The 24,048-nt window shown below is 59.4% G+C and carries 16 protein-coding genes; 7 read left to right on the forward strand and 9 right to left on the reverse strand.

Annotation, left to right across the window (positions count from 1 at the left end):
• Positions 1 to 153 precede the first annotated feature (153 nt).
• From AB1724_11780 to AB1724_11790, 3 genes are all read left to right on the forward strand, one after another.
• A complete protein-coding gene (locus AB1724_11780; protein ID MEW6078485.1) occupies positions 154 to 1,356 on the forward strand; it encodes an acyl-CoA dehydrogenase family protein in 1,203 nt (400 codons plus the stop codon).
• Between the two features lie 84 nt (positions 1,357 to 1,440).
• Entirely contained in the window at positions 1,441 to 1,725 is a 285-nt protein-coding gene (locus tag AB1724_11785; protein MEW6078486.1) for a TRL domain-containing protein, read from the forward strand.
• A gap of 129 nt (positions 1,726 to 1,854) precedes the next feature.
• Positions 1,855 to 4,149 (forward strand): PAS domain S-box protein, encoded by a 2,295-nt coding sequence (locus AB1724_11790; protein MEW6078487.1) that lies wholly within the window; start codon positions 1,855 to 1,857, stop codon positions 4,147 to 4,149.
• Here AB1724_11790 and AB1724_11795 read toward each other — a convergent pair.
• The 7 genes from AB1724_11795 to AB1724_11825 all read right to left on the reverse strand — a co-directional run bounded on the left by AB1724_11795 (position 4,146) and on the right by AB1724_11825 (position 12,441).
• On the reverse strand, positions 4,146 to 6,038 hold the full coding sequence (locus AB1724_11795) for a hypothetical protein (GenBank protein MEW6078488.1): 1,893 nt from the start codon (positions 6,036 to 6,038) through the stop codon (positions 4,146 to 4,148). The two genes, AB1724_11790 and AB1724_11795, sit on opposite strands and share 4 nt — an antisense overlap.
• A 185-nt stretch (positions 6,039 to 6,223) precedes the next feature.
• Positions 6,224 to 6,931 (reverse strand): ABC transporter ATP-binding protein, encoded by a 708-nt coding sequence (locus AB1724_11800; protein MEW6078489.1) that lies wholly within the window; start codon positions 6,929 to 6,931, stop codon positions 6,224 to 6,226.
• A complete protein-coding gene (locus tag AB1724_11805) occupies positions 6,924 to 7,721 on the reverse strand; it encodes an ABC transporter ATP-binding protein (protein ID MEW6078490.1) in 798 nt (265 codons plus the stop codon). The genes AB1724_11800 and AB1724_11805 overlap by 8 nt, the downstream gene beginning before the upstream one ends.
• Positions 7,718 to 8,920, reverse strand: coding sequence for a branched-chain amino acid ABC transporter permease (locus tag AB1724_11810; GenBank protein MEW6078491.1), 1,203 nt, complete (start codon positions 8,918 to 8,920; stop codon positions 7,718 to 7,720). Before AB1724_11810 ends, AB1724_11805 begins: the two co-directional genes overlap by 4 nt.
• Before the next feature lie 9 nt (positions 8,921 to 8,929).
• Positions 8,930 to 9,838: a branched-chain amino acid ABC transporter permease LivH gene (locus AB1724_11815; protein MEW6078492.1), complete on the reverse strand. Its 909-nt coding sequence runs from the start codon at positions 9,836 to 9,838 to the stop codon at positions 8,930 to 8,932.
• Positions 9,839 to 9,840: 2 nt separating this feature from the next.
• Positions 9,841 to 10,923 (reverse strand): branched-chain amino acid ABC transporter substrate-binding protein, encoded by a 1,083-nt coding sequence (locus tag AB1724_11820; protein ID MEW6078493.1) that lies wholly within the window; start codon positions 10,921 to 10,923, stop codon positions 9,841 to 9,843.
• Between the two features lie 213 nt (positions 10,924 to 11,136).
• Positions 11,137 to 12,441, reverse strand: a complete 1,305-nt coding sequence (locus AB1724_11825; GenBank protein MEW6078494.1) for a helix-turn-helix domain-containing protein — start codon at positions 12,439 to 12,441, stop codon at positions 11,137 to 11,139.
• Positions 12,442 to 12,729: 288 nt separating this feature from the next.
• Here AB1724_11825 and AB1724_11830 point away from each other — a divergent pair, with 288 nt between their 5' ends.
• The 4 genes from AB1724_11830 (at position 12,730) to AB1724_11845 (ending at position 18,129) form a co-directional block, all read left to right on the forward strand.
• Positions 12,730 to 14,385 carry a glutamate synthase-related protein gene (locus tag AB1724_11830; protein MEW6078495.1) on the forward strand — a complete coding sequence of 552 codons (1,656 nt, stop codon included), beginning with the start codon at positions 12,730 to 12,732 and terminating at the stop codon, positions 14,383 to 14,385.
• A 392-nt stretch (positions 14,386 to 14,777) separates the two neighbouring features.
• On the forward strand, positions 14,778 to 15,674 hold the full coding sequence (locus AB1724_11835) for a hypothetical protein (GenBank protein MEW6078496.1): 897 nt from the start codon (positions 14,778 to 14,780) through the stop codon (positions 15,672 to 15,674).
• Positions 15,675 to 15,711: 37 nt separating this feature from the next.
• Entirely contained in the window at positions 15,712 to 16,731 is a 1,020-nt protein-coding gene (locus AB1724_11840; GenBank protein ID MEW6078497.1) for a hypothetical protein, read from the forward strand.
• A gap of 48 nt (positions 16,732 to 16,779) precedes the next feature.
• On the forward strand, positions 16,780 to 18,129 hold the full coding sequence (locus tag AB1724_11845) for a YhjD/YihY/BrkB family envelope integrity protein (GenBank protein ID MEW6078498.1): 1,350 nt from the start codon (positions 16,780 to 16,782) through the stop codon (positions 18,127 to 18,129).
• Between the two features lie 6 nt (positions 18,130 to 18,135).
• Here the strand turns inward: AB1724_11845 and AB1724_11850 are convergent, their stop codons facing one another.
• Both AB1724_11850 and AB1724_11855 read right to left on the reverse strand, forming a co-directional pair.
• Complete coding sequence (locus AB1724_11850) at positions 18,136 to 20,118, reverse strand: adenylate/guanylate cyclase domain-containing protein (protein ID MEW6078499.1); 1,983 nt, start codon at positions 20,116 to 20,118, stop codon at positions 18,136 to 18,138.
• A gap of 53 nt (positions 20,119 to 20,171) precedes the next feature.
• Complete coding sequence (locus AB1724_11855; protein ID MEW6078500.1) at positions 20,172 to 23,996, reverse strand: FecR domain-containing protein; 3,825 nt, start codon at positions 23,994 to 23,996, stop codon at positions 20,172 to 20,174.
• Between the last annotated feature and the right edge of the window lie 52 nt (positions 23,997 to 24,048).

Consider the following 24,048-nt stretch of genomic DNA (forward strand, 5'->3'; position numbering starts at 1 on the left):
CTCCCAGCGGCAAAAAAGCCTGGCGTCGGAGATGTTTTAAACAAATTTTCAAAGAGCAGGCGATCAACTAACGAAATCGGATCGCAAAAAGTCAAAAATATATAGGAAGGCTGCGAGACAGCCTGTTCAGCCTTCCAGAACCAGGAGATGCTCATGTCTTTCCGTGATATCGATATTCTTCCGGACGAAACTTCCCGGGCCATCATAAAAGAGCTGGAAAAATTTACCGCCACGGTCATGCGGCCGGCCGCCATGGAACTGGACAAGAGCCATGCCCCAGCCGAAGTGTTCGCCGAAACGTCCCCTCTGTGGAACGTCTTCTCCTCCTTCCGCGGGCTGGACCTTCATCTGACCGGCATCCCCGAAGCCCTGGGCGGCATCGGCCATATGGACGCGGTCACTTCCGTCATGATGGCCGAGCGCCTGGGATACGCCGACGCCGGGCTGGCCATCGGCCTGACCGCGGCCGGGACACCCTTCTGCCTGGCCGCGCAGCTTCAGACTCCAGCCATGGAGGCCCTGGCGCGGAATTTCTGCCAGGACAGGGAAGGCCGGATGATCGGCTGCCGTTCCCTCGGCCGCCGGCGGAAAACACCGGCCGGCGGGAATGGGACCGGAACCGCGGGCCCGAGCCCCTTTCTTTCGGCTCGGGAGGACGGAAGCGATGTTATCCTCTCCGGAAAACTCTCCGGCATCGTCAATGCCCCTATCGCCACCCACGGGGCCTTTGAGGTGATATTATCTCCGGAAAGAACAGGGTTGGCCGTTATCCCGCTTGATCAGCCGGGCATAACCCGCCAGACCCCGGCCGTCGTCGTCAGCCAGAAATCGGCTCCCCGGGGTTCGCTGCGGTTTGAAGCGGTCCGCGTTCCCGGTGAATGTGTCATTACGGAAGACAACACGTCCCTGGCCGGAATCCGCGAAACGTTCACGGCCGGCCTGAATCTTTTCCTGAGCGGAATTTATGCCGGCACGGCCCGCGCCGCCCTGGACGAAGCCCTGCGGTATGCGAAAAACCGGGTGCAGGGAGGCGTTCCCATTTTCGAGCACGGCAACATCCGCCTGCAGCTGTTTACCATGTTCAAGATGGTCGAGGCCGCCCGCGCCGCCGCCCTGCGCCTGGCCGGTTATCAGGACCGTCAGGGCACGGCCGGAACCTGGCCGCACACGGTGGCCGCCCGCTGTCTGGCCGTGGAGGCCGCCTGCCAGGTGACCAGCGACGCCATCCAGGTATTCGGCGGCTACGGTCTGGCCCGGGAATTTCCACTGGAAAAATTTTTTCGGGACGCCCGCCTGGGGCTGGTGGAAAACGGCGTCAACGAGGACCTGGCCATAGAGGCTATGCTTGAGGGTTGAGAGGGTTAGCCCGTAACACCTTGTTTAAGAAGGGTGCTCCGGGTTTGTCGGATAAAATAAAACGCTTAAAAAAGGAGAACGGTTATGAGAAAACTGATGGTCGCCGCGGCTTGTATCTTTCTGGCGGTAACGCTGATGTCCTGCGCCACTTACCCCATTCCCATCACGGCCACGGGCAACCCCATGGGGCCCAAGGTGGGCAAGGCTTCCGACAATATTTACTTCGGCTTTTTCGGGGATGCCTCGGACGCCAGCATTCCCAATGCCGCCAGAGCCGGCAATATCACCAAAATCTCGACGGTCGACGTTCAGGTCGAAAACTTCCTGAACATCGTCCAGACGGTTACCTGCGTTGTAACCGGAGAATAAAAATCCGGGGACAGTATACTGAAGTAATTCCAGGGACAGTATATTGATTTCTTCTGTGTCGGAGAGAGCCCGGGCACGCGTTTATGAAATCAATATACTGTCCCCCGTTTTTTGTTGAAAGAGAGCAACGTGCCCGAAAGACCGGTTTACGAAGAGATTGAGTCGATCGTCCGGAAACATGACCGCCTGAAAAAGAGCCTTCAGCGGATTTTCGATACCTCTCCGGATCTGATCGGCTTTGCCGATCTGCAGGGATACTTTAAACAAATCAACGGCTCCTTTGAAAAAATTCTCGGATACAGTCCGGAAGAATTCTGCAGCAAGCCTTTCCTCCATTTTGTGCACGAGGATGATCGCGAGAAGACCGCTGAAGCGCTGGCCAGCGCCTCGACCGGCGCCAAACTGATTGAAATCGAAAACCGCTATCGCTGTAAAAACGGGGAATGCAAATGGATCGACTGGAAGGTCTGGGATACGGAAGCTGGCGGCCAGTACATCGCGGTGGGAAGGGACATCACCGATCGCAAACAGCTGGAAGAGTTGCTGCGGAACCGGACCGAAATACTCAACACCATTCTTGACAATATTCCCGCCATGATCGTTGTGATCGACCAGCATCGGGCCCCCCAGTTTATCAATCGCTGTTTTCAGAATACCCTTTGCTGTCAGCCGGACATGGCCCGGGGCGTCGATATTTGGGCAGAGCTTTATCCGGACCCTGAGGAATTCCAACGGGCAATTGATTTTATTGATTCCTCCAGCGGCGACTGGGAAGAGTTTACAACCCGGGCCCTGGATGGTCGAATGCTTGATTTGCTGTGCGCCAGCATTTCATTGAGGGACGGAACAAAAATAGGCATCGGGATCGACCTGACCGAAAAAAAACGGTTGAAAAAAGCGCTGACGGCCAGCGAACAGCGTTATGCGGCCATTGCCGCGGCGGCCCAGGACTGCATCTTCATCAAAAATGAAAACAGGCAGTATGCCTTCCTGAATCCGGCCGCTATCAAGCTGTTCGGACGGAAACAGGAGGCTTTGCTCGGGAAAACGCCGGAACAACTTTATGGACCCCGATACGCGGCGGTGATCAATGCGGTAGACGACAGAACCTTCCAAGGAGAGACGGTCAACGAAATCAGGCCCCTGTCGATCGACGGCAGGGAACACATTCTTCATACCATTCAATTTCCCCTGGAACGAAAGGACGGAAAGGTCATCAGCATCAGCGGCATTGTCCGTGATATTACCGATAACGTCAGGCAGCGGGAACGCAAGGAAGAGATAGAAGCCCAGCAGCTCCAGATCCAGAAACTGGAATCCCTGGGGACCCTGGCCGGCGGTATCGCCCACGATTTTAACAACATGCTGGGGGTAATTCTCGGCAATGCCTCCTATGGCCAGTCTCTGCTTACAAAAGAAGACCCTCTGGTTGATATCCTGTCCAGTATTCAGACCGGCGCATCTCAAGCCCGGCTCCTGACCCAACAGCTCCTGACCTTTGCCAGAGGCGGCGCGCCCATCAAACAGTCAACCGACCTGAACCGGCTCATCGAAGAATCCGCCCGGTTTGTAACCCGCGGCTCCAAATGCGGATGCGCGTTCGAATTATCAACCGATCTGTGGCCGGGAGACGTTGACCCGGGCCAGGTCAATCAGGCCATCGGCAACCTCGTCATCAACGCCTGCCAGGCCATGCCCGAGGGAGGCACCGTTACCATAACGACGGCAAACGCGATCATTAAAGACGACACCGCCCTGCCCTTATCTCCCGGGCGCTATGTGAAAATAGTCGTCGAGGATCAGGGAATGGGCATTGCTCCGGAAGACCTGCCCCGAATTTTTGATCCCTATTTTTCGACCAAGGAAAAAGGAACCGGTCTGGGACTGGCCACCACTTTTTCAATCATTAAACGGCACGGCGGCCATATCACCGTCCGCTCGGCGCTTCAAAACGGCACGGCGTTTACCCTTTTCCTGGCGGCTTGTTCCGAAAAACACGCACAGACGGAAGAAAAACAGACAAAGCATCAGGGCCGCGGTAAGGTACTGGTCATGGATGATCACAACCAGATTCTGATCATGGCGGGCATTATGCTCGGCGAGATGGGATATGAGGCCTTTTCAGCCACGGATGGTCTTCAGGCGGTGGAGATGGTTCGGCAAGGCCTTCAGTCAGGAGCGCCCTATGACCTGATCATCCTCGACCTGACCGTTCCAGGAGGCATGGGCGGGGCAGAAGCCATGCGGGAGATCCTGAAGATCGATCCCGGGATCAAGGCCATCGTCTCCAGCGGATATTCCAATGATCCGGTCATGGCTGATTACAAAGCCCATGGTTTCCAGGGTATTCTGCCCAAGCCCTACACCCGGGACCAGCTGGCAGGGGTGCTGAACAGCGTTTTCGGCCGGGATGGACAGCCTTAAGGCGATGAATTGGTAAAGAGTATCGCCTGGTCGAAGAACACCTCACCGTCCGGGGGGCCGGTCACGGAAAAGTAACTGCCGTCCCGGACATCGCCCGGCCAGGGCCCGACGGTGGTCAGCCGGTCCACGTATATCCGGAATCCCATGAAGACCGTGTCCCCGTTGTTGTGACCGGTAAAGGAGCCATCCGGGTTGTAGGGGATGGCGAAAGTGTTTTCATCCAAGGCGGTCCGGGCGAATTTGTAGACATAGAGCATGTTCGACCGGTCCGGGTCGGCGTCGGGCAGGTCGCGCAGATAGGCCGGGGCCGTGCCGAAATAAGACCTGCGTCCAGGGGCCTCCGGCGACCAGGGGGTACTGACGATGCCGCCGACGCCGTTTTCGGCCAATCCATAACAGCTCACGTTGGAGTAGACGGATTTTCCGGTCAGGTCGTGGTTGGCGCCAAAGACCACGATGAGATCATCCTCATGAAGGATGAACTCCCTGGTTTTCAGATACAAGGTGTCGTTGGTCTCCCCCAGGACGTCTTCGGCTTCGGCGATGGCCACGTCACCTCCCGGAAACATCCAGGTGCCGGTCCCCAGCTCCCTGACGTACTGGTAGTCTCCGCCGTGGGCGGCGATGATTTCCGTTTTCAGTTCTTCCAGCATTTCCGCCAGTCCGGGCGTGTCCTGTTCCCGGACGCCGGTGCGGCGGTCCCGGGAGTCTTGCCGTTCCATGGGGTTTGACGCCAGTTCCGTCATGGGGGTGACGCGCAGGATTTCCAGGGTGGGATCGGCGGTATAGGCATCCTCATCCACCTCACTGGCAAAAACCGAGGCCCGGTGGAGAAAATTAAAACTGTCCGCCGCAAGATCCAGACCGAACCGGATGGGCAGGTCCGGTTCGGTCCGATTCGGGATAACCAGGGAGAGGATGCGGCCCGAATCAATTCCGGCGGCCAGGACCGCCCGCTCCACCGCGTCGCAGGTGCTGCGGTTACCGGCGATGATCAGCACGAAAAACTGCTCAAACGGATCATTGCTGAAGGGGAAGTTGTAGCTGTTGACGGCATCAGCCAGCCGGGCATAAAGCTTTTTCACCGTCGGCGTTCCCTCATCCGCGTAGAACCGGTTCATCAGATATAACTGGTAGCTGAAATACCGGGTTTCCGGCGGGGTGCGGCCTATCCAGACAAAAGCCTCGTCCTGATCCATTTTCAGAATCATAGGGACAGTGGATAGCTCTCCGGACCGGGGCGAGGGTGGCACCTGGGTGACCAGATAAGAGGCCCCGGCGTTGTTGCCGTTGCAGTCCTCCACGTATCCCGCGGCATACAGCCGGATAGGATCGGTCCGGCAGATTTCTCCCGGCTGGACAATAAAATCGTTTTTCAGTTGGCCGGCGATCATCCCGGCTTCCGGAAATTTGTCCCCGATTTCTCCCGGTGGTGGCATGGTGACCGTGATGATTCGCTCGTCTTCCGAAAGCTGAATGTCTCCGGACACCGCCTGCGCGAAGAAGTTCAATGGTGCCCAGTAGATGCCGGCGGCGGATTCCATCGGCGGGGTCATGGCGACTTCCCGGGCCGAACAGAAACCCGAAGCGAACCCGACGGAGGCAAAGGAAACGGACTTGCCGTACTGAAGGGCGATGCCGGCGTTGAGCGGGTTGTTCATGGGGTAGAGCCGCATTCCTGGCAGCCTGGAGGCCAGACCGCCGGCGTCCGCCACCAGGCCGCCGGCCGTGTTCCGGGTGACGACCCGGCCGGGCTGCATGACGCCGTTGACGCAGACCCGGTACTCATCCGGATTGCGACCGTGACCATTATCATCGCACCCGGCCAAGCAGAGTATCGTTGCCGCGAAGATATAAACCGCTGTTGTTGAGAAAAAAGAAGATCTCATGGCACGTTTGTCCCCATCGCAGATCAATAATTAATGCCCTAAACCCGATATATAAAAACCGACCGGGAGCGTCAATGCGGAAAACAGGACCGTCCGTATCCCGTTTTCAAATCAAAGATGATCTCAAGGCGGCCAGGAGGAGGCGACGCAGCCAACGTTTAAGAGCGCTTTGATTTGGACCGGAATCACATGCCCAGGTAGGCCTTCCTGACTTCCGGGTTCTCCAGCAGGCGCCGGGCCGAATCGGTCAGGGTGACGCATCCGTTTTCCATGACATAGCCCCGGCCGGCAACCTTCAACGCCAGGTTGGCGTTCTGCTCCACCAGAAAAATGGCGGTGCCGTTTTCCACGTTGATCTTGCGGATAATGTCGAAGATATGCCGGATCATGATGGGCGCCAGCCCCAGGGACGGTTCATCCAGCAGCAGGAGCCGGGGCCGGGCCATCAGGGCCCGGGATATGGCCAGCATCTGCTGTTCGCCGCCGCTCAAGGTTCCGCCGGCCTGGTGCCGCCGCTGCTGCAGAATCGGAAACAGGTCAAAGATGTAGTCCAGGTCCTGGCGGATACCCGCCCGGTCTTTACGTAAATAGGCGCCCATATCCAGGTTCTCCTGCACGGTCAGGCGGGGGAAGATGCGCCGGCCTTCCGGGACCTGGGAGATGCCCAGGGAGACGATCTTTGCGGCGGGCAGGCCGGTGACGGCCCGGCCCAGGAAACGGATCTGCCCTTTTTGCGCCGGCACCACCCCGCAGATGGTCATGAGGGTGGTGGTCTTGCCCGCGCCGTTAGCGCCGATGAGGCTGACGATTTCACCCTCGATGATCTTGAGGGAAACATCCCGCAGGGCGGTGATGTTGCCGTAAGCGGCGCAGACGTTCACCAGCTCAAGCATCGAAATCCTCCCCCAGGTAGGCCTTGATCACTTTCGGGTCGGACCGGATCTGCTCCGGCCGGCCGTCGGCAATCTTTCGTCCGTAATCTAAAACATAAATCCGGTCGGACAGGTTCATGACCAGTTTCATGTCATGCTCGATCAGCAGGATGGAGACATTCTCCATGTCGCGCAGCCGGACGATGAGTTCGTCCAGTTCCTGCGTCTCCCTGGGGTTCATGCCGGCGGCGGGTTCGTCCAGGAGCAGGAGGAAAGGCCCGGTGGCCAGGGCCCGGGCGATTTCCAGCCGGCGCTGGGCGCCGTAAGGCAGGTTCTTCGCCGGTTCGTTGACGTATGCGGTCAGGCCGATCTTCTCCAGAACGGCATAACTGTCATGGACCACCTTTTCCTCTTCGGCCCGCGTCCGGCGGTCGCGGCAGATGGCGCCCAGGATGCCGGAGGTGAGCCGGCAGTGCCGGCCGATCATGACGTTTTCCAGGACCGTCATGCCGGGGAACAACCGGATGGTCTGGAATGTCCGGGCCAGCCCCTTCTCGGTGATGCGGTTGGGCGCCAGGCCGTTGATCCGCTGGCTCTTTTCCCCGGGAGGGATGATGACGATGTCGCCGCCGGTGGGGGTGACGATGCCGGTGAGGCAGTCGAAGAAGGTGGTTTTGCCGGCGCCGTTGGGCCCGACCAGGGCCACGATTTCGTTCCGGCGGATTTCCAGATCGACGCCGTCCAGGGCGCGCAGTCCGCCGAAATCCATGCGCAGGCCGGAGACTTTCAGGACTGGTACGGCGGCGCTCATCCGGTTTCCCCCTTGAAGTGGTAGGTGCGCCGACGGTCCGGGAGGAGACCGCCCGGCCGGAAGATCATCATCAGTACCAGGAGGAGGCCGAACAGCAGGACGCGATACTCGGAAAAGGCCCGCAGGTATTCCGGCAGCAGGATCAGGAACAGGGCGCCGACGACCACCCCGATGATGGAACCCATGCCGCCCAGGACCACGATGCAGAGAATGAGCATGGACTCCCAGATGGTGAAGCAGGCCGGATTGATGAAGGTGGTCCGGGAGGCGAAGAGCACCCCGCCCAGCCCGGCCCAGGTGGCGCCCAGGGCGAAGGCGGCCAGCTTGATCCGGGTGGTGTCGATGCCCATGGCCTGGCAGGCGATCTCGTCCTCCCGCAGGGCCACCCAGGCCCGGCCGATCCGGGAGTGCTGGAGCCGCGTCACCACGAAGACCGTCAGGGTCACCATCAGGAGCATCAGAAAATAGAAAAAGACGGTGCTGGCTTCCAGGGACATGGAGATCCCGAACAGGGGCGGCCGGGGGATGTCGGCGATGCCGCTCGGCCCGAAGGAAAAGCCGCTCCAGTTTTCCAGCACCAGCCGGATGATTTCACCAAAAGCCAGGGTGACGATAGCCAGGTAGTCGCCCCGCAGGCGCAGCACCGGATAGCCCAGGGCGATGCCGGCCAGGGCGGCCAGCGAGGCCCCCAGGGGCAGGGCCAGCCAGAAGTTCAGGCCGTAATGTAGATGCAGCAGGGCGTAGGAGTAGGCGCCGACCGCGTAGAAGGCGACGTAGCCCAGGTTCAGGAGGCCGGCCAGGCCGACCACGATGTTCAGCCCCAGGCCCAGCATGATGTAGATCATGGCGGTGATGAGGATGTTAACCTGGTAAAGGGAGGAAAAAAACGGCAGGGCCGCCAGGCCGGCTGTCAGCAGGAGGATCCCGGCCGGGCCAAACCGCCGGAAGCGGGACAGGCGATGCCCCGGGGCGATACCGCCCGGGGTTTTCCGTCCGGCGCCGGTCTGGCGCCGCTGCCCCCGCGCCAGCATACGCCCCCAGACGATATGGAGCGCAAAGGCGGCCGCGCCCACCATCAGCATGTTCCGCCAGCGCCACTCAACGGTGTTTTCCACCGTGTTGACCCGGATGACCAGGATGGGGAAGGTCAGGAACATGAACCAGAGGCTGACCAGCAGGGCTTTGGAGAGTTCCTTCATCATTATTAATTACGCCTTTTTCGTTTCCGGCCGGCCCAGAAGACCGGACGGCCGGAAAATGAGCACCAGCACCAGGAAGACAAAGGCGAAAACGTCCTCGTAGTCGCTGGAAACGGTTCCGGCGAAAACGCTTTCCGCGCAGCCCAGCACCAGGCCGCCCAGGACCGCGCCGGGGATGCTGCCAATGCCGCCCAGAACGGCCGCCACAAAGGCTTTGATGCCGGCCAGAAAGCCGATGTAGAAATTGATCTGGCCGATGTGCGAGGCGATCAGCACGCCGCCCACGGCCGCCGTGGCCGACCCCACGATAAAGGTGACGGAGATGACCTGGTTCACGTCCACCCCGACAAGGGCGGCCATGGTTTTGTCCTGGGCCGTGGCGCGCATGGCCTTGCCCACGCGGGTGAAGCGGATCAGGAAGGTGAGCAGCACCATGATGACCGCCGTCGTCGCCAGGATCACCATTTCCGTGGAGCCGATGATGTGGGCGTAGGGTTCCCAGAAGGCGAAATCCGGGATGAGGCTGGGGAAGGGGAGGTAGTCGGACGTCTGGGCCAGCAGGACGTAGTTCTGAAGGAAAAGCGACATGCCGATGGCGCTGATCAGGGCCGAGAGCCGCGGGGCCCGGCGCAGGGGCTTGTAGGCGATTTTTTCGACGGTAAAGCCGTAGGCGCAGGCATAGACCACGGCCAGGGAGACGGCCAGCAGGATGACGGCCGCCTCATTGACGCCCATCATGTTCAGCACGCTGGCGGCAATCAGGGCGGTGAAGGCGCCGATCATGTAGATCTCGCCATGGGCGAAGTTAATCAGTTCGATGATGCCGTAGACCATGGTGTAGCCCAGGGCGATGAGGGCGTATATGCTTCCCCGGGTCAGCCCGCCCAGAAAGAGCTCCAGGAAGTACGGGGCGTCCATGTTTACGGCTGCTCTTTGAAAGCGCCCTGCTCCACCCGGTAAACCGTGAACCCGATGCCGGTGGCGTCGCCGTTTTGGTCAAAGCCGATCCGACCCAGGGGGGTTTCCACGGTTTCGGCTTTGAGCGCGTTCGTCACGGCGGCGTAATCCGTGGAGCCGGCTTTCTCTATGGCGTTGAGCAGGGCCAGGGTGGCGGCGTAGGCGTTGTCAAAGAAGGCGCCGGGGTCCGACTTGTAGGCTTCCCGGTGTGCTTTCCAGGCGGCAATCGTCATGGGGTTCTGCGACACGTCCCGGGGTCCGGTGGCGTAAACCCCTTCGGCCGCCCCGCCTGCCACCTTGATGAAGGTGTTGTCCTTGACGCCGTCGGCGCCCATGAAGGGCGTCTCCATCCGTTTCTTGCGCATCAGGGTGACGATCTTGGAGGCCTCGGGATGGTACCCGCCCCAGACCACCAGATCCGGCTTGTTGAGTTTGACCTTCTGGACGATGGCCGTGTAGTCCACCGCTCCGGGCGTGACGCCCTCAAAAAGCGCCACCTCAACGCCGGCCTTTTCAAAGTGCTTCCGGGCCAGTTCCGCCAGGTCCTTGCCGTAGTCGCCCTTATCGTGAAGAATGACGACTTTCTTCGCCTTGAGGGTCTCGACGGCAAATCTGGCCTGAAGCCGGGCCTGGGTGTCGTCGTTGGCGATGGTCCGGTAGAAGTTGGGGTAATCGCCGCTCAAGGTCAGATCGGCCTTGGTGGCCGACGGGGACACGCAGATGATGTTGGCGCCCTTGTAGATGCTCATAGCCGCCTTGGTGGCGCCGCTGCAGATGTGGCCGATGACGGCGCACACCCCCTGGGAAACCAGCTTGGTGGCGGTGTTGGTGGCCAGCTCGGGTTTGCAGGCGTCATCTTCGGTCAGCAGCACCACCGGCTTGCCCAGCACGCCCCCCCTGGCGTTGATCTCCCTGACGACCAGTTCGGCGGCCTTGACCGTGGGCAGGCCGTAGGAGGCCAGGTCGCCGCTGTGGGCCCCGGCCACACCGATTTTGATGACATCTTCCGCCAAGGCGGCGGTTGCCGCGAAAAAAAGGACAATCATCACAGACGTCAACAGGATCAGCCGCTTTCCCGGACCGTTCTTTTCCATGTTTCCTCTTTTATAATAAGGTTGTGTTTTTTGTATATTTACAGCTTGCACAGGCTGTTTCAAGAAAATTCTGCATCAGACAGGAGAGAGAAAAAATCCAAAACGGCCATATCCGGGGGCCACGCCCTGAAATGTCGAAAACAATGCAACCAAAGCCGGCGGAAACTACTTCTGAATAATCCATAGCAGACGGGCCGGTTTCCGCCCCCTGTTCTCCCACTGGGAGGGAATTTCCGAGGTCAGCAGAATAAAATCGCCGGCATCGATCTCCTGCCGCTCGTTTTCAATGGTCAAGGCCAGTCGGCCGGACAGCAGGCACCCGGCTTCGTCCTTCTTGTGAACCAGAAAATGGCCCGTCAGCATGGCTCCGGGAGAAAATTCAATCAAATAGGGGATCATGGGCGTTTCCATCCCGCTGGGCAGTAATTGTTTTACGGTGATATCCTGCCGGTTCATCCCCGGCAGCATAACGGGGATGGCATCGTCCGGCGAAAACACCGCCGCCGGCTTGCTGCCCCCGGCCTGATCAAAAAAATAACTGATATTCACCGAAAAAATCCCCGCCAGCCGCATCAGCATGGGAATGGACGGAAAAATCAGGCTGTTTTCAATCTGGGAAATATTGCTGGATGTCACACCGACCTGCCGGGCCAGGTCGTTCTGGGATATGCCTCTCTGGTTGCGCAGGTCCCTGATCCGCCGGCCCACGTCAATCGGTCCTGCTCCCGACCGCCCGGCGTCAAAGGTCACCACCATACCCTTGGTCCAGTAAGCAACGGGATTGTTCAATATTGTGGTATCCCGGCCTTCGGCCTTTTCCACGGACAAATAGGTTTTCCCCCGCCGGATGGACAGATCAACGGCCACCTGGGTAACTTTGTTGAAATGAGCCTTCAGCCGGTCGGTGTGCGCCTTTTTTTCCACGACCCAGTAAGCGACCGTATTCAACTCATACAGCCGGGGACAGGCGCTGGCATAAAATTTTAATATCTGTTCCTCACCGCCCCACAGGGACTGCATCCCGGTCAGACTTTCGAACACGAACCGGACATCGCCGGGCAGTTTCCGGTGTATTCCGTAAAACGCCTCCGAAAGGCGTTCCATGTTCCGGGGCTCTTCGACGCAGACAAGCCGGCATTTTCGTTCGGCCTTTTTCCGCTTGTAAAAATCCAGAAAGACGTCGGATGATTCGCCCAGGCCGTGGGTAAAACAGTCAAGGATGATCACGTAAGGGCTGTCCGCCATTTTGCCGAGCCGCTCCAGCAGATTCTTCGGGCTGCGATCGACACTGACGTAGATGATGTATTTACCGCCTTCAGCCGAGGCCTGAATGAGGTTGAGGCTGAAGACAGACGCCAGCAGGCCCTCCTCGTCATACCAGACGACATTGTCACCGATAAAAACGCCCCTGCCCAGAAGCCGGTCAAGGTCAGGAACGCCCGTTGTAACCGCTGTTTTATGCATGCCCATAGTCCCCTCTCCTGTTTTTCCCGCCGATATCTGATTTTTAAAACAATAAACGACAACCTTCATGCGGAATCAAGAGCAATTCCGGATTTTTTTGCTTGACACAAGTTTTAGTATATCTTAACTTTATCAAGTTTTGTAAAACACACTTAACTTGCCGCACGACGATGTGCGGCGGGACAGAAAAGACAAAGACGTCTGTTTCCCGGCAAAGGTAACCCTGCCGGGAGTCAGACGTTTTTTTTTGCGCCAACAACAATACATAATGAAGGAGAGAAAGAAATGGAGCAGATGAGATTCGCAAAAAGCAATGACGTGCTGGGCACCGCCAACCGGGGAAATCCCGCCGAATCCGGTTTATGCACTCTGTGCCGGGCGGATTGCCAGGGAAAATGTGAAACCTGGCTGTCCAGCCTGATCGGCCGGAAAATAATCTATCCCAGAGATTTCGGCATGGTCACCGCCGGCGCCAACAACACCACCCATGTGGGCGTTTCCTACAACTCTCTCCGGATTCAGGGATATGCCTACGGCGCTCAGGGCCTTTCCAAGGGGCTGAGCAACGACCCGGACGACTGCATCTTTCCCAACGTCAGCCTGGAAACCCAGTTCGGTAAAACCGTCAAAACCAAGGTCCGTGTGCCCCTGATGACCGGTGCCCTCGGCTCCACATTTGTCGCCGAGCGGTACTGGAATTCTTTTGCCATCGGCGGCGCCCTGTGCGGTATCCCCATCGTCATCGGCGAAAACGTGGTCGGCGTTGACCGTAAATCCCAGATCGGTACCGGTAAGTCCAAAAAAGGAAAGATCAAGGGCGCGCCGGAACTGGAACGCCGCATCGACGGCTATCTGCGCTATGCCGACAAGGGCTACGGCGCCATCATCGTTCAGATGAACGTGGAAGACACCCGCAACGGCGTGGCCGAGTTCGTGGCCGAAAAGTACGGCAACAAGTGCATTCTCGAGCTCAAATGGGGCCAGGGCGCCAAGGACATCGGCGGTGAAATTCAGGTCACCACCCTGGACTATGCCCTGTTCCTGAAAAACCGCGGCTATGTGGTCGATCCGGATCCGACCAAGCCGGAAGTTCAGAAGGCGTTCAAGGAAGGCGCCATCCGGTCCTTCGCCCGTCACAGCCGCCTGGGCGGAACCAACCTGGACACCGTCGATCAGGTCCGGGAAGACTTCATGAGCAGCGTGGAATACCTGCGATCCCTCGGCTTCAACCGCATCTCCCTGAAAACCGGTTCCTACGGCATGACCGAACTGGCCATGGCCATCAAGTTCGCCACCGACGCCGGTCTTGACCTGCTGACCATCGACGGTTCCGGCGGCGGCACCGGCATGAGCCCCTGGAACATGATGCAGAGCTGGGGCGTTCCCTCCATCAACCTCCACTCCAAAGCGTACGAATACACCGCCATGCTGGCCGCCAAGGGCGCCGACGTCGTCGATCTTTCCTTTGCCGGCGGCTTTGCCCTGGAAGACCATATCTTCAAGGCCCTGGCCCTGGGCGCGCCTTACGCCAAATTGATCTGCATGGGCCGGGCCGTCATGATTCCGGGATTCCTCGGCTGCAACATCGAAGGCGCCCTGCATCCGGAGCGCCGGAAAGCCCTCTGGGGCAACTGGGACGCCCTGCCGAAAACGGTCTCCAGCATCGGCAGCAAGCCCGAGGAAATTTTTGCCGCCTACTTTGACGTGGAAAAGAAACTGGGCAAAAAGGAAATGGCCAACATCCCCTATGGCGCCATCGCCTTCTGCACCCTGGTCGACAAACTTTCCTGCGGCCTGCAGCAACTCATGGCCGGCGCCAGAAAGTTCTCGCTGAAGCAGATCGCCCGTACCGATCTGTTCGCCGCCAACCGGGAAACCGCCCGGGAAACCGGCATCACCCATGTGGCCGACGCCAATGACGAACTGGCCAAGAAGATCATCAATTCGTAGCTGACGGGGTCAAAGGATCCCGGTGATCGAGGGCTCAAGGGGCCAAACATCCCCTTGAGCCCTCTTTTTTTCTGAAACCAGCACCGAACACCGCTTGTAAACTATAGAAGCGCCCTTAAATTCATGCTGGTTATATGAAAAATTGACTTGTAATACAGGAAATGTTATAAAATGAAATTATACCGATTTCCTGTTGCAGCCTCACCCGTTTGTCCGAATGAAGACAACAGCGGTTCGAAACAAAAAGTATTGAGGAGGATAAAATGCTTCAAAAACGTTTTTTACGCCGCGGCCATGAAAAATTGTTCTGCTGGGTTTTGCTGATTCTGTCCGGCTTTTTTCTGATGATGCCTGGATCCGTTGATGCGGCATGAGGTTTTCCAACGCTGACCGTGAATGTCAGCCCGGCAGACGGCGGAACAGTTACCTCTCCTCAATTTGAAACACCGATAGCGGATTACCCGGCGAGTTTTACCTGCAGCGATACATATGACCTGACCGCCGTACCCAATGCGAATGAAGGGTATGAATTTGTCGACTGGGTCGTTAACGCGACAACACAAGCCGAAAACCCCTTAACGGTGGACGTTTCCGAAGAAGCGAAAGCCGTTACCGCTTTCTTCCGCATAGCGGGCGCCCCCAACACCGCCCCCACGGCGGACGCGGGTGATGATCAGGCCGTTGACGAAAACGCCTTTGTCATATTAAACGGCTCCGGTTCGTTTGATCCGAATAACGACATCCGGAAATATCAATGGCAGCAGACATCCGGGACCGCGGTTACCCTGTCCAACCCGGCCGCCATCAACCCGACGTTCTCCGCTCCGGCGGTTTCGGCTGCCGAAAGCCCGATCATACTGATCTTTCAACTGACCGTTGAAGACGTGCCCGGTGAAACCGGCACCGACACCGTCGCCATTACCGTTGCAGACTCCGGCAATGACCCGCCGGTCGCGAACGCGGGCCTCGACCAGACGGTTGAGGAAGGCGATCTGGTAACACTGGATGGTACCGGCACCGCTGACCCCAATGGAAGTAACGATATCAAGAGCTACACCTGGGAACAATTGGAAGGCAAGGAAGTCATCCTGTCCAACAATTTACTGGTTAACCCTACCTTTACCGCTCCGGATGTGGAAGTGGTCGAAGATCCGTTATATCTGGTGTTCAAGCTGATCGTTGAGGATTTCGCGGGGTTGGAATCCGAGGACACCGTAACCATTAAAGTCAAGCGCGGCCCCATCGGGGGATCCAGCGCCGGATGTTTTATTACCGAAGCCGGCCGGTAACCGTTTCATACCGGTATATTAACAGAGGAGGGGAGGTATGGTTCATCATCATTTTCTGTACGGCCGCCTTGAAAAAGTTTCCGGTTGTGTCCTTCTTTTTCTGTTCTGCCTGTCGGTTATGCTGACCGGTCCCGCGGCCGCGACCTGTTATGATAGACTGACCGTAAAGGTCGACCCGGCAGGAAGCGGTAATATCACTTCTCCTCAGTTTTCAACCAACCCGAGCGTTTATCCGTCGGTTTATGTGCTGCAAATCAGCTACACGCTTACGGCCGTGCCCAATCCCGGATATGAGTTTGTCAACTGGACCGTAAATTATACGACGGTAACCGGCAACCCGATAACCGTATCCGTGGCTGACGGGCAGAAGACAGTCCGGGCCAATTTTAAAATAGCGGAACCGAACATCCCGCCCGCGGCAGATGCCGGCGAAGACCAGTCCGTTATGGAAGATGCGCGGGTTTTTCTGGATGGTTCCGGATCGTTGGATCCGGATGACGGTATCATCGGCTACCACTGGCAGCAGACCGATGGCCCCGTGGTCATCCTGTCGTCCCCAACCGTGGCCGCGCCTTTTTTTACCGCCCCGCAAATCCAGTCCGGGCAGCAAGCGCTTTTGTTCCAGCTCACCGTAACGGACACTGACGGAGCAACCGACACCGACACCGTTTCCATAACTGTTCAGGATACCGACGAGGATAATATTAACGATCCGCCTTCGGCCGATGCCGGCGACGGTCAAACGGTCCACGAAAGAAGCCTGGTGACGCTGGACGGCTCCGGCTCCTTTGATCCGGATGACGGCATTCGGAGCTACAGCTGGCGGCAGACGGAAGGCCCTGTTGTAACCCTGTCCGACCCGTCCGCGGCCGGCCCGACGTTTACCGCACCCGGGATAAACGCTGATACCCTGACCATGGAATTCACCTTGACCGTGGAGGATTTTTCCGGCGCAGTGGCGATGGATTCTGTTTATATTGTCGTCCAGAAAGGATCCGGTAGCGGTAGCGGGGGCGGGGGCGGGGGCGGATGCTTCATCTCCGGCACCGTGCGCTGAACTTCCGGACTCCCCGTTTTTGAGTCTGATAAGAAGGGTTCCGCCTCTTTGAAAAATGCCACCAAAAAAATCCCCGCTCTAATCTCCGGCGGCAGAAACTTTCTTACCACCGACCTGTGGCGGATCCGGCTCAAAGACCTGGAAGGGAAAAAAGGCTTTTCCGTCCGGAGTCTGAGAATCCTCCTGGTGGCGGCGTCAAAGTTCATCAGCGATCAATGCCCCCTGCGGTCATCGGCACTTACTTTTTATTCCCTTCTGTCCATTGTTCCGGTCATGGCCATGGCCTTTGCCGTGGCCAAGGGGTTCGGCGTCCAGAACATGCTGGAGAAAGAATTGCTGGAGCAGTTTGCCGGGCAGCAGGAAATTATAAACAGGATCATCGAATACGCCCGCGCCATGCTGGAGCAGACCCGGGGCGGGTTACTGGCCGGGATCAGCGCCGCCGCCCTGATCTGGGCCGCCCTCAAGGTCATGGACAACATCGAGCGCTCCCTCAACGACATCTGGGCCGCCGCCGCGGGGCGGCCGTTGAGAAAGAAGTTCAGCGATTATCTCGCCATCCTCCTGATATCGCCGCTGCTGCTGATTATGTCCGGCAGCGCCACGGTGCTGATCATCAGCCGGATCACCATGATCACTGAAAAAGTCGCGGTGCTGGGCATCTTCAGCCCGGTCATCATGGGGCTGTTAAAACTGCTGCCCTATGGGGTAATCTGGATCCTGTTCACTTTTATTTATGTGTTCATGCCCAACATCCGGGTCGCCGTCAAGTCGGGTCTGATTGGGGGAATCGTGGCCGGAACGGCCTTCAAACTTCTGCAGTGGGCCTATATCTATTTTCAGGTGGGCGTGTCCCGCTACAACGCCATCTACGGCAGTTTCGCGGCCCTGCCCCTGTTTCTGATTTGGCTGGAGTTGAGCTGGCTGATCGTCCTGTTCGGGGCCGAACTGTCGTTTGCCCACCAGAACGTGGATGAATACGAACTGGCGCCGGACAGCCGGAATATCAGTGATTCCCTGAAAAAATCCCTCAGCCTGTCCGTTCTCCACCTGATGGTCAAAGCCTTTCAGCGGGGAGACCGGCCGTTGACAGACCGGGAGATATCAGAGGCCCTTGACATTCCCATCCGCCTGGTCAAGTCGATCCTGTCCGCCCTGTCCGCGGGCAACCAGATTAACCGGACAGAATGCCGGGAAGGCGCCGCATCCGCCTGGCAGCCGGCCCGTGACATCAACACCATCACCGTCGCCGCGGTGCTGGAGGCCCTGGACAAAAGCGGGGTGAACGAACTGCCGGTGGAGCGGTCCCGGGAGTTTGACGTTATTTCAGGCGCCGTCAACGCCGTTTATGACGCCGTCCGGAACTCACCGGCCAACGTGGCGTTAAAAGATATCTGATACCGGCTACTTGGTGTCCGCGACGTAAACCCCGGCCCATCCCTCTTCCGGCGGATGAATTTCATAATGATCGATGCGCCGGCTATACAGATCATGCAGCCGCCCCTGGTCCGGCGCCAGCTCCCGGCATGCCGCCAGCGCTGTCCGGGCCGCCGCCCACTCCTGCTTACGGAAACATCCCAGCAGCCGGTTGTGCCGCTCCTGAAGCCTGCTGAAGGCTTCACCTCTCCTTAACTCCGGCCCGCCCATCAGGGCAAAAACATGCATAGCCCTGGTTTTGCCTTTGACGGCGATCAGGTCCAGTTCGAGAAACGCCATATCCGCCGCGGCGGCCGCTGTCTCCGGGCCGACGACAATGCGCGTACCGTAAGTTTTGGATTGTCCCTCAAGCCGTGAGGCCAGGTTGACGGGGTCGCCCAGCACGGAATAGTCAAAACGCTGTTCGGCGCCGATGTTGCCCACCACGCACGGTCCGGTATTGATGCCGATGCCCACATCCAGCTTAGGAGCCGGGTTGCCGGCAGGCGCCGGTTCAGCGGCAAACTCATCGTTCAGGCGGCTAACGGCGGCTATCATGTCCAGGGCGGCGGCGCAGGCCCGGGCCGCGTGGTCGGAAACCTCCAGGGGAGCGTTCCAGAAGGCCATGATGCAGTCGCCGATGAATTTGTCCACGGTGCCGCCGTGTTTTAAAATAACGGCGGTCAGCGCCGAGAATAGCCGGTTCATGACATGAACCAGTCCCTGGGGATCTTCCGCGAAGCGCTCCGACAAGGCCGTGAACCCGCGGACATCGCAGAACATGAGGGTCATGTCCCGGATTTCGCCTCCCAGAACCAGGCGGGACCGGTCAGCGGCCAACTGGTCCACCAGAGCCGGGGCCAGGTAGCGGCTGAAGGCCAGCCGGATATGGCGGCGCGCGGCCTGCTCCGCGACAAAGGCGGTCCCGCCGGCACCGACGTAGATCATCAGCGCCGCCAGCACAAACAGCGACGGCGAAATCCAGGCCCGTCCATAACGCAGCAGTAAAAAGCTGGCGGCAGTCATAACGACAATGAGAGCGATCATGGTGATGGTGGCGGACCGCGGCCGCCAGGGATGAAGGACCAGGCCCAGGAGGACGACAAACACGGCCAGCGCTGCCAGAACCATAAACCCGGGCGCGGGCCGGATAAAAAGCCCCAGCCGCAGATTGTCGAAAATTGTCGCCTGGACTTCCACACCGGCCATGACCGTGCCCGCGGACCGCGTATAGGGCGTGGCAAAGGCATCTGTTTCGCCTGCCCGCGTCTCCGGGGAGGCTTTGACCGCTTTGCCGACCAGGACCACCCGGTTTTTGAAAATACCGGGGGGGAGAAATTCCTCCGGCACCAGGGCCTGGTAATAAGAAACCGTGGGATAACTCCGGGCCGGGCCGACAAACTGCAGATAGTACGGCGATCCGGTAGGGATTGCCGGCAGCTTGACCGAAGGCTTCCGGCTGGCCGTCAGCCACAGATTCAGGGCCGTCACGGCAAATCCGTCCGGCCGGAGGGGAAGCGCTCTTAAAATGCCGTCGCGGTTCAGCGTGACGGCGGCCACACCCGGGACAGCCCCGGCAGCCAACAGCAGGTCCAGCGGGTCCGTCCGGATGATCTGGGTGACATGGGGCGTTTCTTCCAGAGTTTCATCGGCGGCCAGGACTACCGGCGGGGCTTTTTCGATGGCATCGGCCAGGAACCGGTCGGATTCCGGATTCGTGGGTTCGGCGAAAAGGATGTCCAGGGCGATCACGGCGGCGCCCGCCCGGGCCAGGGACTCGATCAGGGCACCGTGAATTTCTCTCGGCCAGGGCCACTGCCGCTCCAGTTCCCTGAAACTTGACTCATCAATGGCCACTATTATCACCGGCGAGTTTACAGGAACGGGGGCGGCGGTTGTGGAAAACCAGTCAAACAGCCGGTCGTCGATCATCCGATAGTCACGGGAAAGCGAAATCATCGCCAGCGTCATAAAGACCGCCAGCCCTAAAAGCCACGACCGCAGGTTTGGTTTCGTTATCATTATTAAAAAAGGACCTTACCGCTGACGGTGACCACCCGGCCGGGACCGGGCATGTCCGTGGCCTGGTCAAAATTTGCGTCAAGCAGATTGGTGACGGAAAGGCCGATATCCAGATGCCGGTCAAGGGGCTGCCAGGAGAGGGCCAGGTCGGTGGTGACATAATCATCCAGGTCGGCGGTTCCGGCGACGACAGGCCGCTCACCGATAAAGCCGGCCGTCAGGCTGGCCCGGATCCGGGAAGGGTGTACCCAGGCCAGACCGGCCTTCAACTCGCGTTCCGGGACCAGGGGCAGTTCCGGCCGGCCCGCGACGCCGCTGCTGCGGTTGGCGGTATCCCGGACCACTCCATCGGTGATGATGCCGATGCCGCCCCGGACCCAGAGGTTGACGGCCAGGCCCAGGGAGTTAATCCGGCCGTCATCCACCGCATAGGTTTCAAAGCTGTTCTCAGCGGCGCTGACGTCAAACCGGTGAATGTCCTGGCACCCCAGCCTCAGCGCCGTAAACAGATGGGAGAACCACTCCCTGTCCCAGCGGGCCTGATAGAACGTGCTCCGCCCGCCTTCGCCGACCCGGGTCATGTCATTGAACAGGCCCACCGTAGCCGTCGGCGCCAGGCTGGCCAGTCCGGGCAGGGCGAAATCCCTGCGGGCCATGAGCCGCAGCCAGTCCCTGTCATCCACCTGCCAGGCGATTCCGGCACGGGGCCCCATGCGGGTAAAGCGGGTGCCGGCGTCATCATCATAACGGTAAAAAAAGTTTCCGCCTTCGACCCAGAATGACTTGTCGATGCGCCACAAGGCGTTGACATGGCCATTGCCGTCCAGTCCGTGCTGCCGGGTTGTCTGCTTTTGCGGCAGCGGGTCGCCGAAAACAAACGGCAGGGACTGGTCCGCGCCGAAAATATACCCCACCCCCGGGTCGCGCTGGAAAAATTCCAGCCATCGCGCCCGGTTCTCGGTGCGGTCGGACGCCATATCCAGTCCATAACTGAAGTCCACCTCGTCCACCGTAAACAGGTGCTGGCAGGAAACGCCGAGAAAGTTGTTGTCGATTTCGGTCAGGGAGGCGGATTTGGTGTCCAGGACATCGGGGATGGTGCTGGTCAGGCTGGATTCGGATTCGCCGACCAGCAGCAAAGGCGTGCCCGGGTTTTCCGGGTCGGTCACGTCCGTCAGTCCGGCGGCATAAAGCAGCCGGGACGCATCCGGCCCGAAATTGCTGACCAGGGAATAATCAATCGCCGAAAGGCCGGTGCCGAACGGATCATCGTTGCGTATGGTTTTTTGCGCCCGCGTGGCCGTGACCAGGCTCATAAACACATTGCGGGCCCCGAAGGAATGGGAGTAGCCGATGGCGCCGACCGCCCCGTCAGCCTCCATATCATCGTCCCTGTCCGGGACCGATCGTGTTCCCGGCAGGCCGGTTTCGCTGTCCGAACCGCTGATGTTGACAATCACGTGATCATGAGGGGTCAAATTCATTCCGGCCATGCCCAGACCGTATGCCGGCCGGGTCTCGGCGTTTTCAACGTCTCCGGGGAAAGCCGCCGCCTCGAAACTGAAGTAGTACGACATGGGCAGGCGGGACTGATCAAAGCCCTGGATATCACCGGCCAGGCTGTAGCCCGTACCCTCGTCCGGGCGGCTGACCGTGCCGCCAAGCGAAAAATCCGTAAAGGGACGGCGGTAAAAATCCGTCTGCCGGTTGCGGGCGGAAACCGCCAGCGGTTCGAGCATCAGCCCCTGGTAAAGCGAGGAATAATCATCAAACTGAAGGGCCCGGTAAAAATGGCTGTCCGCCGAATAAGGGTCAAACGAAACCTCGTTGTAATAATCGGCCCAGTTGTTTAAAGACAAATCCATGAAGGCGCCGCCCAGGGTGTTCTTGCCCCCTCGGTTGGCGGCCAGGCCGGAAACGCCGACGCCTTCCACCCGGCGGTATTTTTCAATGGCCTGACGGGCATAGGCAATGGCGTCGTCCGACCGGTCCTGGTCCAGGGCCATGGTCGCTCCCACCAGGGGGATATCCGGATCATTGGGATCCAGGCGGGCGGCGTTGGCCAGGGCCTGCTCGGCCAGGGCCTGTTCGCCGTTCTGATAATAGGCGATAGCCAGCCCCAGGGAGCCGGTGGGCATGCCCGGGTTGACGGTGGTGGCCTTGAGGAAATCATCCCGGGCCGTGGCTATCCGCCCGGTCTGCAGATCCTGTCGGCCCTGGAGAATCATGGTGATTTCCCGGGAGGGTTCGATGGCGACCAGTTGCTGAAGGGTGTCGGCGGCTTCGCCCATGCGGTTCTGATCCAGCAGCAGCATGGCGTAGTTGCACAGAAAAACCATGTCCCGGGGAGCGATGGAAATGGCTTTCAAGAGGGCTTCTTCGGCCAGCTGCATTTCATCGATCTCATAATACGTCAGTCCCAGGGCGCCCCAGAGATCAGGATCGCTGGGGTTGAAGCCGAGGCCCTGCCGGAAGGTGCGGATGGCGGTCTCCTTGTCCATGCGGAAGTCACTCTGACAGGTGCCGAGAACAAAAAAACCAAAAGCCGCTTCCGGATCAATGGCCAGGGTCCTGGCGGCGGCTTTTTCCGCCGCTTCCTCCCGGCCCAGCAGCAGGTCCAGCGCGCCTTCCATGCCCGGGAAGCCCGCCTCATCGGGAAACTGAACGCTGTATTGCCGTGCCATGTCCGCGGCCAGGGGCAGATCGCCGGCAAAGGCGGTCAGCACCACCTGAAACTCCAAAAACCGGGGTTCGGCCCCGTATTCCGCCGTCATCTGTTTGATAAGGGCTTTGGCCGGATCCACATCCCGCGTGAGCAGCAGGACGCCGGCCCGGCCGATCATGGCCGCCAGTCGCCTGGAAGGGTCAAGCTTATCCTGGGCCGCGCCCAGCAGTTCATCGGCCCGATCCAGTTCCAGGTCGGCGATAGCCAGCAGGCCTCGGATCAGATTCGCCCGGGCGGACAGTCGGGCGTCGTTTTCAACCCGGGCCGCCGCAAGGCACTGCCGGACCCGATCGCTTTCATGGTCTTCACAGGCGAGTTCGGCCAGATCCAGCCACTGGACGGGAGTCCGCTTCTCGCCCTCCACAGCCTCCAGCTCCGCTTTGGCCTGGCGGCGGTCACGGGTTTTAAGATCGTTCAGGGGAATCAGCCCCAGGGCCTGGGCCAGGCTCATGTTGTAATAAATCAGTTCGCGGTCGTCCGGCGCCACCATGATCATTTTACTGGGGGCTTTACCGATCTCGGCCACGGCCATCTCTCCCCGGGAGACAGCCACCCGGCCGAACTCATTTTCCAGTGATACGGTTCCGTCGAGAACGACCAGAGTGGTCCGGCCGGCTTCATCCACCTGAAGGGACCAGTCGGTTCCCCGGATGGCGGCGGTAGCCGACGGCGTTTCAATGCTGACCCGCGAATCATCCCGGGCGGCTCTGGACCATGCCCCGCCCTGGTTGAGGCGGAAGATGCTGCCCCCGGGATGAACCTCCCCGGCCACGGCCTTGACGGTCAGCGAAGAGTTGCGGTGCACCCGGATCTGGGTCCGGTCGGCAAACAGCAGGGCCATTGCCCCCAGGGGACCGGTGCGCAGGCTGTCTCCGGTCAGCAGGTCCTGATCACTGTCGGCCTGAATCCACTGGCTTTCCCGGACAAGGCAGATCTGGGCATCGCCACTGGCGCTGGCAATAACGCCCACCGCCGGCTGCTGACGGGGGACGGCAGCAAAACCGGGAATCGTGGCTGCCGATAAAATCATTAGTGCCAGTGACAGAACAGTGAAAAAGCCGGTGAGGAGAAAACAGGCCTGGGAATTTTTTTGATCGGCCATTGTGGTCGTCGCTCCGGGTTTGGGCGTTAAGATAAGAGACTGTTTTTATGAT

This window comes from Thermodesulfobacteriota bacterium (genome assembly GCA_040753795.1).
In the GTDB taxonomy this organism is placed as follows: Bacteria; Desulfobacterota; Desulfobacteria; order Desulfobacterales; family Desulfosudaceae; genus JBFMDX01.